Raw genomic sequence first — 14212 nt, 5'->3', positions numbered from 1 at the left:
GAGCGCGCGCTCGAGCGCCACTCGCTCGTCGAACTGCCGAACCCCGGCCATGAAACTCCTTCCTGTCCCGCGCCCGACGAACTCTACCGGGATCGAAGATGCTGCCTCCGGACAGCGGCAGTGCCACGGCCCAGCCGATCACCGCAGCGGGCCCGGGCGACGACAGCAGGCCCGGCCCGCTCAGCTCGGCCGCCAGCACGACCGCCGTGGCCGGAGCGCGGGCGCCGGCCGCGAGGCAGGCGGCCATCCCCACGACGGCCGCCCCCGGTACCGGGAACGCGGCGCCTACGGCCGCGCCGACGAACAGCGCCGGACCGATGGTGCCACCCACCCCGCCGACGCCGAGGGTGACGCTCGTCGCGAGGATCTTGGCGGCTGCCAACAGGAGCAGGGCGCCGGTGCTTCCGGATCCCGTGGCCGTGTGGGTGATGACGTCCTGCCCGATCCCGCCGACCTGGGGCACCGCGAGTACCGCCGCGCCCATCAGCACCCCGCCGACGGCCGGGCGCGCCCACTCGGACCACCGCCACACCAGATCGGCCGCCCGCCGCACCACGTGCAGGCTCCAGATCAGCGAGACCCCGGCGAACCCGGCGAGCAGCGCCACCGGCACGGTGGCCAGGTGCGGGCCGAACCCGGCGATGTCCGGCGCGGGCAGCCGCAGCGGTTCCCCCGGCAGGGCCCAGGCGACCGTGGTTCCGGACACGGCCCCGGCCACCGTCGCGGCCAGCTCGAGCGGGCTCACGCCGGTCAGCAGGACTTCCACGACCAGGACGACGCCGGCCATCGGCGCCTGGAAGGACCCGGCGACCCCGCCCGCCACGGCGGACGCCACCGTCGATCGCACCAGCGTGGCCGGTACTCGCGGCAGCCGCACCAGCGCCGAGCCGAGTGCCGCGGAGATGTGGATGATCGGGCCCTCGCTCCCGGCCGATCCCCCGGAGCCGAGGGTGAGACCGGCGGCAATCCCCTTGACGCCCGCGACGCGGGGACGGAGTGGCTCCGCCGTCGCGAGCGCTCGCCGGACCTGCGGAACCCCGCCGCCCCCGGCCTCCGGCGCGCACACCACCAGCAACGGCCCGTAAGCCAGCGCTGCCACTGCCGGGGCGAGAAGAACCACCGGCGCCGGCGCACCGTGCAGCAGCCATCGGCACGCCGCCACGGTCTGGATGAGAGCGACACCGGAAGCGCCGGCCAGGGCACCCGCGAGCACCGCGAGCACCAAGGCCGCGGGCCATCTTCGCGTCATCGTTGAAAGGCCCGTGCCGAAGGCGCCGGCACCCGGCCATCCGGGCCGCCCGCAGTCAGCTCGGATGCGGCCGCCGTGTGTCCGAAAGCGACAGTGGTGGCAGCGCCGAGGGGACCACAACCGTCCGCCACCGGAACACGGCCGGCGGGCCCGCGGCGCACGATCAGGCCGACTGCGGGGTCAGACGCTGGAAGAGTTCCCACGCAGCCCGCTCGACGTGGTTGTGCAGCAGCTTGCCGTCTTCGCGCACCTCCCACACCGCGGTTCCGCTGAACGAGATCGGCCGTCCGTCCGGCTCGGTGCCGAACATTCCCTTGTTGCGGCCGTGCACCCGCCAGCGCGAGGCGACACGGCTGCCGTCGTGGTTCTGGAACGTTTCGACGACCTCCAGCCTGAAGTCGTCGATTTTCTCCCGGAACGCCCGGATCCACGCCTTGAAGTTCTCGCGCCCTTCGATGCGCTCGCCCGCGTTCGTGATGACGAAGTCCTCGACGACGTAGCGGTCCGCGGCGTCCGGGTTGCCCGCGTTCCACACGTCGCGCCAGAACGACTCGACCACTTCCACCGAGTTCACCGGCGACATCGGCAACCTCCTCGACCTATGTTTGACAACTCTGTCAAACATAGGCGATCCCGCCTTCGCAGCCCAGCTTTTTGCGAGCACCGCCACACGACAACGGCCGGGCACCCGAAGTGCCCGGCCGAATCCGTCGTACGTCGGTCAGCTCGCGACCGTGAAGGCGTCCTCGAACGTGTAGCCGCCGAGCAGTTCGCGGGCAGCCACCATGTACTGGATGGTGGGCGTACCCTCCTCCAGCCAGTTCAGGCGCGCGTCGCGGTAGAGGCGTTCGATCGGGTACTTCCGCGTGTAGCCGATCCCGCCGTGCACCAGCAGCGCGCGGTCGGTGACCCGGCCGACGGCCTCCAGGCCGAACTGCTTGACCAGTGACGACTCGGCCGGGATCCGCTTGCCGCTGTCCCATTTGGACGCCGCGTCCGCCAGCATGCCGCGCAACGCGTACACGTCGGCGGCCATCTCGGCCAGGTAGCGCTGGATCGCCTGGCGCTGCGCGATCGGCTTGCCGAACGTGACCCGCTCCTGCGCGTACTTCAGCGACAGCTCCAGCGCCCGCGACGCCGTGCCCAGCGAAGAGGCGGCGATGAACACCCGGCTGATCTCCAGCGCCCGCTCCAGGTGCGCGCCGCCCTCGCCCTCGGCGCCGACCAGAGCCGACACCGGTACCCGCACATCCTCGAACGTCAGCTCGCCGTGCTCGGCACCCTTGCAGCCCATCGTCTCCGGCAGCGGCGCGATGGAGAACCCGGGGGTGTCGCGCGGCACGATGAGCGCCGAGACGTCCTGGTCGGACGTCTTGGCGAACACCAGGAAGTGCGAGGCGATGTCGGAGTTGGTGATGAGCCACTTGCGCCCGTTGAGCACGTACCCGTCACCCTCGCGCCGCGCGGTGGTCGACAGGTCGGCGCCGGTCCCGTTGCCCGGCTCGGTGAGCGCGAAGGCCAGCGACTTCTCGCCGGTCGCCGCGCCCGGGAGGATCTCCTTCTTCTGAGCGTCGTTCCCGATCTCGGACAGGGCGTGCGCGAAGGAGTTGTGCACGTGCACGATGGCCCGGATGCCACCCTGGATCTTCGCGAACTCGGCCAGGATCGGCAGGTACTGCGCCATCGACAGCCCGGCGCCGCCGTACTCCTGGGGCACGATCAGCCCGAACGCGCCACACGAACGCAGCGCGGGCAGGACGATGTCGTAGGGAATGGTTTCGGTGTCCTCGATCTGGTGTTCCAGCGGGTCGAGCTCGTCCCAGATCGTGGCGAGCACACTGTCGCGCAGCTTCCGGTACTCGTCGGCGGGCAGACCTGCGTTCATCGTTTCCTCCTTGGGATCTAAAGCGTCCAGCCGCCGTCGGCGGCGAGCACCGCACCGGTGCAGAACGTCGCGTCCTCGGCCAGGAAGACCGCGGCGCGGGCGATTTCCTCGACCGTGCCGAACCGCCCGAGCAGCGTGGCATCGGCGATCCTGGCGCGTGCCACGTCCGGGATCGCCGACGTCATGTCGGTGTCGACGAAGCCCGGCGCGAGCACGTTGACCCGCACCCCCTTGGGCGCGAGTTCCTTCGCCAGGGAGCGGGCGAAGCCCACGGCCGCCGCCTTGGCGCTCGCGTAGGCCGTGTCGCCGGGGAAACCCACGGAACCGACCGCGGAGCCGACCAGCACGACGCCGGGGCTCGCCCCCTGGGTCAGCCACGGGATCGCGGCCTGGACGAGCGCGGCGGTGCTTCTCAGGTTCGCCTCGACGACCTGCCACCAGTCGTCGAGATCGATCTTGGCGAGTTTGCCGCCCTGCCACACCGCCGCGTTGAGCACGAGCGTGTCGAGCCGGCCCCACTGGCCGGTGACCTGCTCGATCACCGCCCGGGCGGCCTCGGGCGCGGCGAGGTCGAAGGGCACCGGCAGAACTCGGTCCGGGTGGACCGCGGCGAGCTTCTCGACGAGCTCACCGCCGGTCCGGTAGGTACCGGCGACCCGCAGGCCCCGGTCGAGGAGCTGCTGCGCGATGCCGGCTCCGATACCGCGGGAGGCGCCGGTGACCAGGGCCACCCGCTCGCCGGTCATGCTGTCGTCTGCATCCATCACAGTATTGTACCGATCGGTCTATACGAATAGGTGTGTGACATTCATCGGAACAGAAGGGTCAGATCCGCTCGACGATCGTGGCGTTGGCCATGCCGCCCCACTCGCACATCGTCTGGAGCCCGAAGCGGGCCCCGCGACGCTCCAGCGCGCCGACGAGCGTCGTCATGATCCGGGCGCCGCTGGCGCCCAGCGGGTGGCCGAGCGCGATGGCACCGCCGTGCACGTTGAGCCGGTCGTGCTCCACCTTGAGATCGTTCATCCAGGCCAGCGGCACCGGCGCGAACGCCTCGTTCACCTCGAACAGGTCGATGTCGTCGGCGGTCAGCCCGGCACGCTCGAGCACCGCGCGGGTGGCCGGCACGACGCCCATGAGCATGACGATCGGGTCGTCCCCGACGACGGCCATCGAGTGCACCCGCGCCCGCGGGGTCAGGCCCAGCTGCTCGGCCTTCTCCGCGCTCATCAGCAGGAGGCCCGCCGCACCGTCGGTCAGCGGCGAGGAGTTGCCCGGCGTGATCTTCCAGTCGATCTCGGGGAACCGCCGCGCAGCCGCTTCGTCCACGAAGGACGGCCGGAGCCCGGCGAGCGCCTGGACCGTGGTCCCCGGCCGGACGGTCTCGTCGACGGTCACCCCGGGGGCGTCGGTGACGGTGATCAGATCGGGCGCGAAGGCATCCCGCGCGGCTGCGGCGCGGTGGTGCGAGGCCGCGGAGAACTCGTCCAGCTCGTCGCGGTCCAGCTGCCAGCGGGCGCAGATCAGCTCGGCGGAAAGCCCCTGGCCGATGAGCCCGCCACCGGGAAACCGCTCCGCGATCCGCGAGCCGAGGTGGTCGGCCCCCTGGGCGTCGGAGTGCATCGGCACCCGCGACATCGATTCGACACCGCACGCGATGACGATGTCGGCCGCACCGGCCTGGATGGCCTGTGCCGCGAAGTGCACGGCCTGCTGGCTCGAACCGCACTGCCGGTCGATCGTGGTCGCCGGCACCGAGAGCGGGAAGCCCGCGGCCAGCACGGCGCTGCGGGTGGGGTTGATCGCCTGCTCCCCCGCCTTGGTGACGCAACCGCCGATCACGTCGTCGACCAGGGCCGGATCGAGATCGGCGCGCCGGACGAGTGCGGCGAGGACGTCGGCGAGCAGGTGCACGGGGTGGACGTGCGAGAGCGCACCGCCCTTCTTCCCCTTGCCGACGGGCGTGCGCACAACGTCGACGATGACCGCGTCGCGCACTGGTGTCATGGTTCCTCCCTGGGGCGGGTTCACACCGACCGGCGGGTGCCGATCGGCAGCCGGGACGGCAGGGCGGGCATCGGGCCGCCCGTGCGGCCGCCGGGCACGCCGGCGAACCGATAGGGCACGGGTTCCCGGCCGGGCTGGACGACGACGACCTCGCTCGGGTCGTCGCCGACGGCGCACGAGACCAGCGCACGTGCCACGTCGGGCACGGTGACCAGCGGGAAGCCGAGCCGGTCGAGCTCGGGACGGGCGGCGCCCAGCATCGGCGTGTCGACCAGGCCGGGGCAGACCGCGTGCAGCCCGACCCCCTTGGCGGCGAGCGTGGGCGCGTAGCTCCGGACCAAGCCGATCACCGCGTGCTTCGTCATCGCGTACACCGGATCGAACGGCACCGCGGTCATGCCCGCGAGTGACGCGGTCACGACCGCGCGCCCGCGCGCGGCCAGCAGCCGCGGCACGAGGGCCTGCAAGCCGTGGACCACGCCGTCGACGTTGACCGACCACGTGCGGCGGTAGGCCACGGGATCGACGTCGAGGAGCTCCGCTTCGCCGAGTGCGACGCCCGCGTTCAGCACCAGCGCGGTGAGGGGGAGACCGGCGGCCCCGACGGCTTCGACCGCCACTTCCCAGGCTCCGGGGTCACCCACGTCGAAGGCCACCGCGGAGGCGGCTCCGGCTTCGTCCGCCGCGCGGCCGGCCGCGTCGATGTCGAGGTCGGCGACGATGACGTGCAGTCCGCGTTCGGCGAGTTGCCGGACGACCTCGCGGCCGATTCCGCCCGCCCCGCCGGTGACGAGGGCACACCCCGCGCTGCTGGTCACGATTCCTCCCGGGATCCGACGCTGGACTGGCTCGAACAATACCTGTATAGACCGGTCGGTACAAGACTTCGAGCAGAGTTTCGCCCGTCTTCGCCGCGCGGATTCCCTATCGCGGCGCCATCCGGATCGCTCCGTCCATCCGGATGACTTCGCCGTTGAGGTAATCGTGTTCGACGATGGTGGCGACGAGCCGCGCGTACTCGTCGGGCCGCCCGAACCGCGGCGGGAACGGGACGCCGGCCGCGAGCCCGGCTCGGTACCCCTCGGCGACGGTGGCCATCATCGGGGTGTCGACGATGCCAGGCGCGATGGTCATCACCCGGATGCCCGAGGACGCCAGATCCCGGGCCGCGGGCAAGGTCAGCCCGACGACGCCGCCCTTCGACGCGGCGTAGGCGGCCTGCCCGATCTGCCCGTCGAACGCGGCGGCCGACGCGGTGTTGACCACCACCCCGCGCGCGCCGTCCGCCAGCGGCTCGGTCGTGGCGATCGCCTCGGCGGCGACGGTCAGCACGATGAAGGTGCCGGTGAGGTTGATGTCGAGGACCTTCCGGAAGAGGGCCACGTCGTGCCTGCCCGAGCGGGACACGATGCGGGCCGACGGGGCGATCCCCGCGCAGTTCACCGCGATCCGCAGCGGCGCGCCCGCGTCGGCGGCCGTGCCGACGGCCGCCTGCACCTGGTCGGCATCGGTGACGTCGGCCTCGACATAGGTCACCCCCTCGACCGGGGTGGCCGCCGCGACCGCCGCGGGCAGGTCGAGCGCGAAGACCCGCGCCCCCTTCTCGGCCAGCAGGCGGGCCGTCGCCTGGCCGAGCCCGGACGCACCGCCGGTGACCAGGGCAGCGCTGTCGTCGATTCGCATGTCGTTTCCTTCCACGTCGGCGACACCGGCGCAGGGAAGCCACGGAAGGACAAGGAGAACGAGCCGGCCGCGAGGGCCCGGCGAGGGAGACCCGGTCCACAAAACCCGTTGGCGGGCAGCCGATGTCCCCTGTTTGTAGCAGAGCAGGCGAAACAACGACAAGCAGTTTCGTACCGAACGGTACACGTCACATTTTCCGCAAGGCAGGTGGCGCGGAATCGTGGGGCCGCTCGATCCGCGTCAGGCCCGGATGCCGTCGATCAGCGCGTCGAGGAACATGTCCGCGACCTCGTCGGGTTTCAGCTCGCCGTCGGGCTCCATCCACAGGTACGTGTAGTTGAGCATGCCCAGGATCCCTTTCACCAGCAGGCGCGGGGTCTGGCGCAGCACCCCCGCACGCACGCCGTTGTCCAGCGCCTGCCGCCAGTAGCTTTCGTACCGTTCGCGGGCCGCGATGACGTGGTCCCGGCGCTCACCGGTCAGTGCGGTGTACTCGCGGAAGAACACGGCCCACTCGGAGCGGTGCTCGGCGATGTTGGCCAGCAGCCCGCGGGCCATCCGCCGGAGCAGCTCCTCCGGAGAGAGATCCTGGTCGAGCAGCGCCTCGGCGTAGCTGTTCATCTTGTCGACCTGCTCCTTGCTGATCGCGTAGAGCACGGCCTCCTTGCTGCCGATGTAGTGGTAGAGCGCGCCCCGGCCGAGCCCGACCGCCTGCCCCAGCTCGGCCATCCCGGTGCCGTGGTAGCCGTTCCGGGCGAACAGATCCGCCGCGATGCCGATCACGCGCGCCCTGTTCGCCTCGAAACTCGTGACCGTCATAGCCGACGCCGCCCTCACTCCCGATCGTGGACCGAACGATCCACATGATATCGCCCGGAGGCGCGCTACCGGCGTTCAGGCGTGGTCAGCGCAGACCCAGGAGGTTCCGCACCCGGAACTTCTGCACCTTCCCCGAGGTCGTGCGCGGCAGCGACGTGCCGGTGAAGGTGAACCGGCGCGGGATCTTGTAGGTCGCCAGCTCGCTCTTCAGGTACCGCGTCAGCTCCTCCTCGCCGAGCTCGCACCCGGGCCGCAGGACCACCATGGCCGCGCCGACCTCGCCCCACTCCGGGTCCGGGACACCCACCACCGCGGCCTCGAGGACCGCCGGGTGCTGCGCGACCACGCGTTCCACCTCGGCCGGGTACACGTTCAGCCCGCCGGTGATGATCATGTCCTTCGACCGGCCGGAGATGTAGAGGTAGCCGTCCTCATCGACGTGGGCCAGGTCACCGGTGTGCAGCCAGCCGCCCTCGAGGGTGGCGGCCGTCGCGTCCGGCTTGCCGTAGTAGCCGATCATCGTGGCCGGCGAGCGGCAGATGATCTCGCCGACCTCGCCCGGCGCGGTGTCCTGCCCGCGCTCGTCCACCACCCGCACCTCGGCCGCGCTGCAGGCGCGCCCGGCGGAGCCCGCCTTGCCCACGGCCTCGTCAGGTCGTACGTAGGTCATCATCGTGGGGAACTCGCTCATCCCGTACACCTGCAGCACCGCACAGGACGGGAGCAGGCGGCGGGCGTCGGCGAGCGCGGTCAGCGGCACCGGTTCGCCGCCGCTGCAGATCAGCCGCAGCGAGCTGACATCGTGGTCGCCGAGGCCGGGATGCCCGAGCACACGCTTGAGCACCGTGGGAACGAGCAGCACGGACGTCACCCGGTGCCGTTCCACCATGGCGAGGAACCGCTCGGGGGTGAAGCCGGTACTGGGCGAGAGCACCACCCGCCCGCCCCGCCACAACGTCGCGAGGGCGAGGTCGTGGAACCCCGCCGCCCAGCACAAGGCGGGCACCACCAGGTACACCTCGTCCGCGGTGATGCCGTAGTCCACGACCTGGTGGAAGGAGTTCCACAGCACCGTGGCGTGGGTGTGCATCGCGCCTTTCGGCGCACCGGTGGTCCCGGAGGTGTACTGCAGCAGGAACAGGTCTCCCGAGCCGACCTCGACCTCCGGCGGCGGGCCGGCCCGCGAGATCAGCTCCTCATACGCGAAATCCCCGTCCACGGTGCCCACGCCGACGTACCGGGCGGCCGACCCGCCGGCGCGCAGCTCCTTCACCACCGGTTCCAGCGCCTGCTCGTACACCACCCAGGACGCCGCGCAGTCGTCCAGGATGTAGCGCAGCTCACCGGCCTTGAGCAGGTAGTTGAGCGGCACCACCACCCCGCCGAGCTTGGCGACGGCGAAGAAGAGCTCCACCCATTCGACCCGGTTGTGCAGCAGCACGCCGACCCGGTCGCCCTTGGCGAAACCCTGGGCGTGCAGGGCGGCCGCGAGCCGGTCCGACCGCTCGTCGAGCTCGTCGAAGGTGACCTCACGGCTTTCGAAGACGACCGCCACGCGGCCTTCGTTGACCCGGCCGGCCAGGCGCGGTTTGCGCAGCAGCTCGGCCACCGTGTAACTGTCCATTTTCGCTCCGCTTCAGAAGATCGCGGCGTACATGATCTTTTCCTGGGTGGCCTCTTCCCGGCTGAACTCGGCCACGGTGCGACCGAACCGGGCGACCAGGATCCGGTCCGACACGGCGAGGATCTCCGGCAGGTAGGACGAGATCACGATGACCGCCTTGCCCTCGTCGGCGAGCTGCCGGATCAACTGGTGGATCTCCTCGATCGCGCCGACGTCCACACCGCGGGTCGGCTCGTCGAAGATGACCACCTCCGGGTCCGCCACCAGCGACTTGCCGACGACCACCTTCTGCTGGTTCCCGCCGGAGAGCTCGACGATCTTCGCGTCGGCGTTGATCGCCTTGATCCGCAGCCGGTCGCTCCACTCCTTCGCCACCCGCTTGCGCCGCGCGGAGGACAACCACCACTGCCGCCGCCCCTTGCGCGAGGCGAGCAGGCCGAGGTAGAGGTTCTCGGCGATGGTCATCGTCTCGAAGAACCCGTCCAGTTTGCGATCCTCGGTGATGTAGACGATCCCGTCGTCGATCGCCTGCTTCGGCACCCGGTAGCGCACCGGTTTGCCGTTGAGCAGCACGCGGCCGCCGTGGATGCGGTTGCGCTTGAGCGCCCCGGCGATGATCTTCGCGGTTTCGGTGCGACCGCTGCCGATCAGCCCCGCGATGCCGAGCACCTCCCCCGCGTAGGCGGAGAACGACATGTTCTTCACGACGTTGCCCAGGATGAGGTTCTCGACCTCCAGCACACGGCGCTTGCGAACGTCCGGGGTACGACGCGGCTCCACCCGGGTGGCGCCGCCCAGTTCGCGCCCCACCATGTGCCGGACGATCTCGTCCCGGTCGGTCTCGGCCGCTTCCAGGCACGCCACCCGCTCCCCGTCACGCAGGACGGTGACCCGGTCGGCGATCTTGAGCGACTCCTCCAGGGCGTGCGACACGTAGATGACGCCCAGGCCCGCCGCGCGGAGATCGTTGATGACGTTGAACAGGTGGAGCGTCTCCTCGGGGGTGAGGCTCGCGGTCGGCTCGTCGAAGATGACGATCCGCGCCCGGGAGCGCAGGGCCCGCGCGATCTCCACCATCTGCTTCTTCGCCGCGCCCAAGGTGGACACGTAGGCCGTCGGATCCACGTGGAAGTTCATCGACTGCAGCAGCTGCTGGGCCCCGATGTTGAGCGAGCGGAAACGGGTCAGCACCTTTTCGTGCCCCAGCTCGATGTTCTGCGCCGCGGTCATCGTCGGCACCAGGCTCGTCTCCTGGTACACCATCGCGATCCCGTGCTCGAGCGCGTCGTGCGGGCGGCGGAAGTTCACCAGCTCGCCACCGATCCGCAGCTCCCCGCTCGAGTGCTGCACCGCGCCGGCGAGGATCTTGCACAGCGTCGACTTGCCCGCGCCGTTCTCGCCGACCAGCGCGTGCACCTCACCGGCGCGCAGGTCGAAGTCGATGTCGTGGATCGCGTGCACGCCGCGGTAGGTCTTGGTCACCTTCGACATCTCGACGAGCAGGGTCTGCCCGGCCGCCGGGTCGATCTCCAGCTGCTCCACGATGGACTGGTTCATCACGCCTCCCCCGCCCCGGTCACCAGCACCTGGTCCCCGCCGTGCACCGCGATGAACAGCCGGCTTCCGCACTGGCGGGCCGAGGTGACACCGTGCCGCCGGCCACCGCCGCGGCTGTGCATGCTCGAGACCACGTAGCCCTCCTCGTCCAGCCGGGCCACCAGGCCGTAGGACCGCGGGGGCGCCCACGGCTTGATCACGCCGAGCTTGCGGATCTGCCCGCCCTGCAACGGTTCCAGGCCGGAGTCGAGGCCGCGCAGCGCGGGCCGGATCCAGTAGTCCGGCTCGATCGTGCGCATCATCTCCTCGACGTAGTCGCGCTGGGTCAGCACGAACTCCACCAGCTGGGTGCGCAGCGCGAACATCGCCAGCCAGTAGCCGCCCGGGGCCGGGTTGATCCGGCCCGGGTAACCGGGCAGGTTCTCGCGCAAGGTGCGACCGGCTCCGCCGGCCAGCGGGTAGCGGCGGACCCGGTGCGCCCACGCCTCGCAGACGACGAGCGCGTCCTGCCCGGGTGTCAGCGAAACTCCGCTGGCGTAGGCCAGTCCGCCGGCCAGCACGGTGGTGCGACCGGACCGGGGGTCGTGGCGCAGCAGCCGTCCGCGGGCGTTCTGCTCCATCAGGTCCCGGACCCAGTCCCGGCCGTGGTGCCGCGTCGACCCGTCGGTGAGGTAGATCGTGCCGTCGCCGGCGAGCGCGACGTCGGTCGGGCAGTGGATCGGCACACCGGACTCGTCGGCCGCGGTCACCAGCTCCGCCGCCCCGTCACGGCCCACCCGCATCAGGCCGGTCCCCGCCACACCCACCAGCAGGCCGTCGGGACCGGGCTCCAGCGCGCCGGCCGGCCCCGGCAGGGTGGCGAGCACCTCGGAGTGCCGGAAGTCCGGACCGGACACCCGCACCACCCGGTCGGCGGTGCTCACGTACAGGTCGCCGCGCTCGTCCAGGCACACGTCCTCGGGCTCGGTCAGACCGTCGATCGCGGTCGCGACGGCGTCGAGCTCGTCGTTCGGCGTGAGCCCGCCGTCCAGCGGCGGGATGGCCCGGTGCTCGGACCTGCCGGGAAAGAGGAACTCCTTGACCAGTTCCCAGGCTTCGACTCGGGGCATCGGTCCTCCTCCTCAGCCGACCGTGGCGGGACGGCCCGCCCGCTCGGTGGTGGCCATTTCGGGTCGACCGGCGCGGAGCTCGACGCGGCCGATCCGGTTGTTCTCGAGCCCCCCGATGTAGAGGTAGCCGTTGTGCTCGCGCATCGACGTGATGGTGGAGTGCTTCTCCCCGCCCGGATCCCAGTAGGCTTCCAGCACCTCTCCGGCGTCGGACACCTTGACCACGCAGCCGTGGTTCATGCTCGGGTAGAGCCATTCGTCGCGCGGAATGCGCTTCATCATGCGGCGCCGGAAGGTGGGCATGCGCATCGCGAGGTCGTAGGCGGGTGAACGCATCCCGTTGAGCGCCACCCAGTAGGTGCCGTCGGAGGCCCGGTTGATGTTGTCCAGGTAGCCGGGGAAGTTGTCCATGAAGATCTCCAGCCTGCCCTTCTTCGGCCCGCTGTGCCAGTACCGCAGGATGCGGCACAGCCAGGTCTGCGCGATGAGCAGCGACTCGCCGTCGTGGCAGCTGCAGATCCCGTTGGGGAACACCAGATCCCGGATCACCGTCCGGGTCTTCCCGGTGGCGGGGTCGTAGCAGAGCAGCCGCCCGTTGGGCCTGCCCTCGACGCCGTCGAGGATCCAGTCGGCCATGTCGAAGCGGGTGGTGGCCTCGCTGAACCAGACCTTGCCGTCCGGTGTGATGTCGAGGTCGTCGGCCATGCGCAACCGCGAGTCGTCCCGCAGCTGGACCCACGTCCGGTTGGTCTCGTCGGAGAGCTTGCGGTGCTTTCCGTCCGGGGACACGGAATACAGACCCATGCCGCCGACGCACACGATCAGGTTCTCGTCGGCGTCGAACGCCATGCCGAGCGGGTGCCCGCCGATGCGGGCGAAGACCTCGCGCTCGCTGAAATCGGGTCCGGAGAAGCGGAGGATCCAGCCTTGCCGGGTACCGCAGTAGACGCGTCCCCGCGAGTCCACGATCACGTCCTCGGGACCCTCGACCTCGCCGAGCCCGATCGCTTCCGCGTCGCGCAGCCGGTCGTTGATCTCGAACGGGCTGCCCGAGCCCGGCCGGACGTCCGGCAGCGGGCCGTACTCGACCAGGGTCGGGTTGACGTAGGTCTTCTGGATGGCCTTGCCGCGGTTCTTGCCCCACTTGGTGTCCAGACCCACGGCGACGATCAGCACCACCGCGAGCACGGTCTGCAGGACCTCGCCGCCCACGTCCATCAGCAGCAAACCCTTGCCCAGCAGGCTGATCGTCGCCGCGCCGATGAAGGCACGCCAGACGGTGCCCTTGCCGCCGGTGAGGCTGATGCCGCCCAGGATGACCGCGGTCAGCACGTTCAGCTCGAGACCCTCGCCGACGCGCGCGCTGGCGCTGCTCAGCCGCGCCGCGTAGAAGACCCCCGCCAGCGCGCACAGCGCCCCGGCGAACACGTAGCTGATCAGCAGGACCCGCTCCACGCGGATGCCGGCGTGGCGGGCGGCCCGCCGGCTCGCGCCGACCGCGGTGATGTGCCACCCGAGCCGCGACCTGCTGAGCACGATGTGCCCGGCGACGAGCACGACCAGCAAGGTGACGAAGCTGAACGGCAGGCCGGCGACCTTGCCCGTGCCGAACCAGTCCCACACCGGGTCCATGACGAACACCGAAGCGGTCTTGGCCGAGTAGTGCAGGTCGAGCAGGTTCAGCACGCCACGGAAGATGATCAGCGTGACCAACGTGGTCAGGAACGGCCGTGCCTTGAGGTAGGCGACGATCGTGCCGTTGGTGGCGCCCAGCAGGGCACCGGCCACCAGCGTCAGCAGGATCGCCGGCACGACCGGCACCCCGGCGACGGTGATCAGCAGGATCACGACCATGTTGCACAGCCCGAACATCGAGCCGACGGACAGATCGATGCCCCCGGAGATCATCACCACGGCCATGCCGAGGCAGATCAACGAGATCTCCGCGAGCTCCGCCGCCGTCGACAGCAGGTTCGCGGAGGTGGCGAAACCCGGGGCCGCGACGGAGAAGAACACGATCACCGCGATCAGGATGGCCAGCGGGATGGCCGGCTCCATCCACCTCTTCTCGAACAGCTCGGCGAAGAACTGTTGCGGCGAGGCGCGGTAACGCAGGTGGCGAAGCCGGTCGCGAACGGTTTCGTGCTCTCGGACGTTGCGCTCAGGTGGGCGGCGCCGCGGTGTCGCGGGCCGCACGTCCGCAGTTGCCGTCATGGTTCTCCCTCTCCGGAGCTGGGGCGCCGGGACGCCGCGGGCGGGAGGCGTCCCGGCGGGGATGG

11 protein-coding genes and 1 pseudogene are annotated in these 14212 nt (G+C 70.7%); all 12 read right to left on the bottom strand.

The window, feature by feature from the left end; all coding sequences use genetic code 11:
• Positions 1 to 184: 184 nt before the first annotated feature.
• A pseudogene (locus ABZ215_RS05965) lies at positions 185 to 1249 on the bottom strand (chloride channel protein); the annotation flags it as partial.
• A 163-nt stretch (positions 1250 to 1412) separates the two neighbouring features.
• A complete protein-coding gene (locus ABZ215_RS05960; RefSeq protein ID WP_020418649.1) occupies positions 1413 to 1832 on the bottom strand; it encodes a nuclear transport factor 2 family protein in 420 nt (139 codons plus the stop codon).
• Positions 1833 to 1970: 138 nt separating this feature from the next.
• Positions 1971 to 3134, bottom strand: a complete 1164-nt coding sequence (locus tag ABZ215_RS05955; protein WP_354948052.1) for an acyl-CoA dehydrogenase family protein — start codon at positions 3132 to 3134, stop codon at positions 1971 to 1973.
• 17 nt (positions 3135 to 3151) lie between these two features.
• On the bottom strand, positions 3152 to 3898 hold the full coding sequence (locus ABZ215_RS05950; protein WP_354948050.1) for an SDR family oxidoreductase: 747 nt from the start codon (positions 3896 to 3898) through the stop codon (positions 3152 to 3154).
• 61 nt (positions 3899 to 3959) lie between these two features.
• Complete coding sequence (locus ABZ215_RS05945; RefSeq protein WP_354948175.1) at positions 3960 to 5132, bottom strand: thiolase family protein; 1173 nt, start codon at positions 5130 to 5132, stop codon at positions 3960 to 3962.
• 29 nt (positions 5133 to 5161) lie between these two features.
• The gene (locus ABZ215_RS05940; RefSeq protein ID WP_354948048.1) at positions 5162 to 5959 is read right to left on the bottom strand and encodes an SDR family oxidoreductase; all 798 of its coding nucleotides are present in this window, start codon (positions 5957 to 5959) and stop codon (positions 5162 to 5164) included.
• Positions 5960 to 6065: 106 nt separating this feature from the next.
• Positions 6066 to 6824 (bottom strand): SDR family NAD(P)-dependent oxidoreductase, encoded by a 759-nt coding sequence (locus ABZ215_RS05935; protein WP_354948046.1) that lies wholly within the window; start codon positions 6822 to 6824, stop codon positions 6066 to 6068.
• 240 nt (positions 6825 to 7064) lie between these two features.
• Positions 7065 to 7643, bottom strand: a complete 579-nt coding sequence (locus tag ABZ215_RS05930; protein WP_237337089.1) for a TetR/AcrR family transcriptional regulator — start codon at positions 7641 to 7643, stop codon at positions 7065 to 7067.
• An 85-nt stretch (positions 7644 to 7728) separates the two neighbouring features.
• Positions 7729 to 9267, bottom strand: a complete 1539-nt coding sequence (locus ABZ215_RS05925) for an AMP-binding protein (RefSeq protein ID WP_020418642.1) — start codon at positions 9265 to 9267, stop codon at positions 7729 to 7731.
• A gap of 12 nt (positions 9268 to 9279) precedes the next feature.
• Positions 9280 to 10824: a sugar ABC transporter ATP-binding protein gene (locus ABZ215_RS05920; RefSeq protein ID WP_354948044.1), complete on the bottom strand. Its 1545-nt coding sequence runs from the start codon at positions 10822 to 10824 to the stop codon at positions 9280 to 9282.
• Positions 10824 to 11933 carry an SMP-30/gluconolactonase/LRE family protein gene (locus tag ABZ215_RS05915; protein WP_354948042.1) on the bottom strand — a complete coding sequence of 370 codons (1110 nt, stop codon included), beginning with the start codon at positions 11931 to 11933 and terminating at the stop codon, positions 10824 to 10826. Before ABZ215_RS05915 ends, ABZ215_RS05920 begins: the two co-directional genes overlap by 1 nt.
• A gap of 12 nt (positions 11934 to 11945) precedes the next feature.
• The gene (locus tag ABZ215_RS05910) at positions 11946 to 14147 is read right to left on the bottom strand and encodes an SMP-30/gluconolactonase/LRE family protein (protein ID WP_354948040.1); all 2202 of its coding nucleotides are present in this window, start codon (positions 14145 to 14147) and stop codon (positions 11946 to 11948) included.
• Positions 14148 to 14212: the final 65 nt, after the last annotated feature.

This window comes from Amycolatopsis sp. NPDC006131 (assembly GCF_040614175.1).
GTDB classification, from domain to species: domain Bacteria; phylum Actinomycetota; class Actinomycetes; order Mycobacteriales; family Pseudonocardiaceae; genus Amycolatopsis_E; species Amycolatopsis_E tucumanensis.
This window is presented reverse-complemented; position numbering and strand designations above follow the sequence as displayed.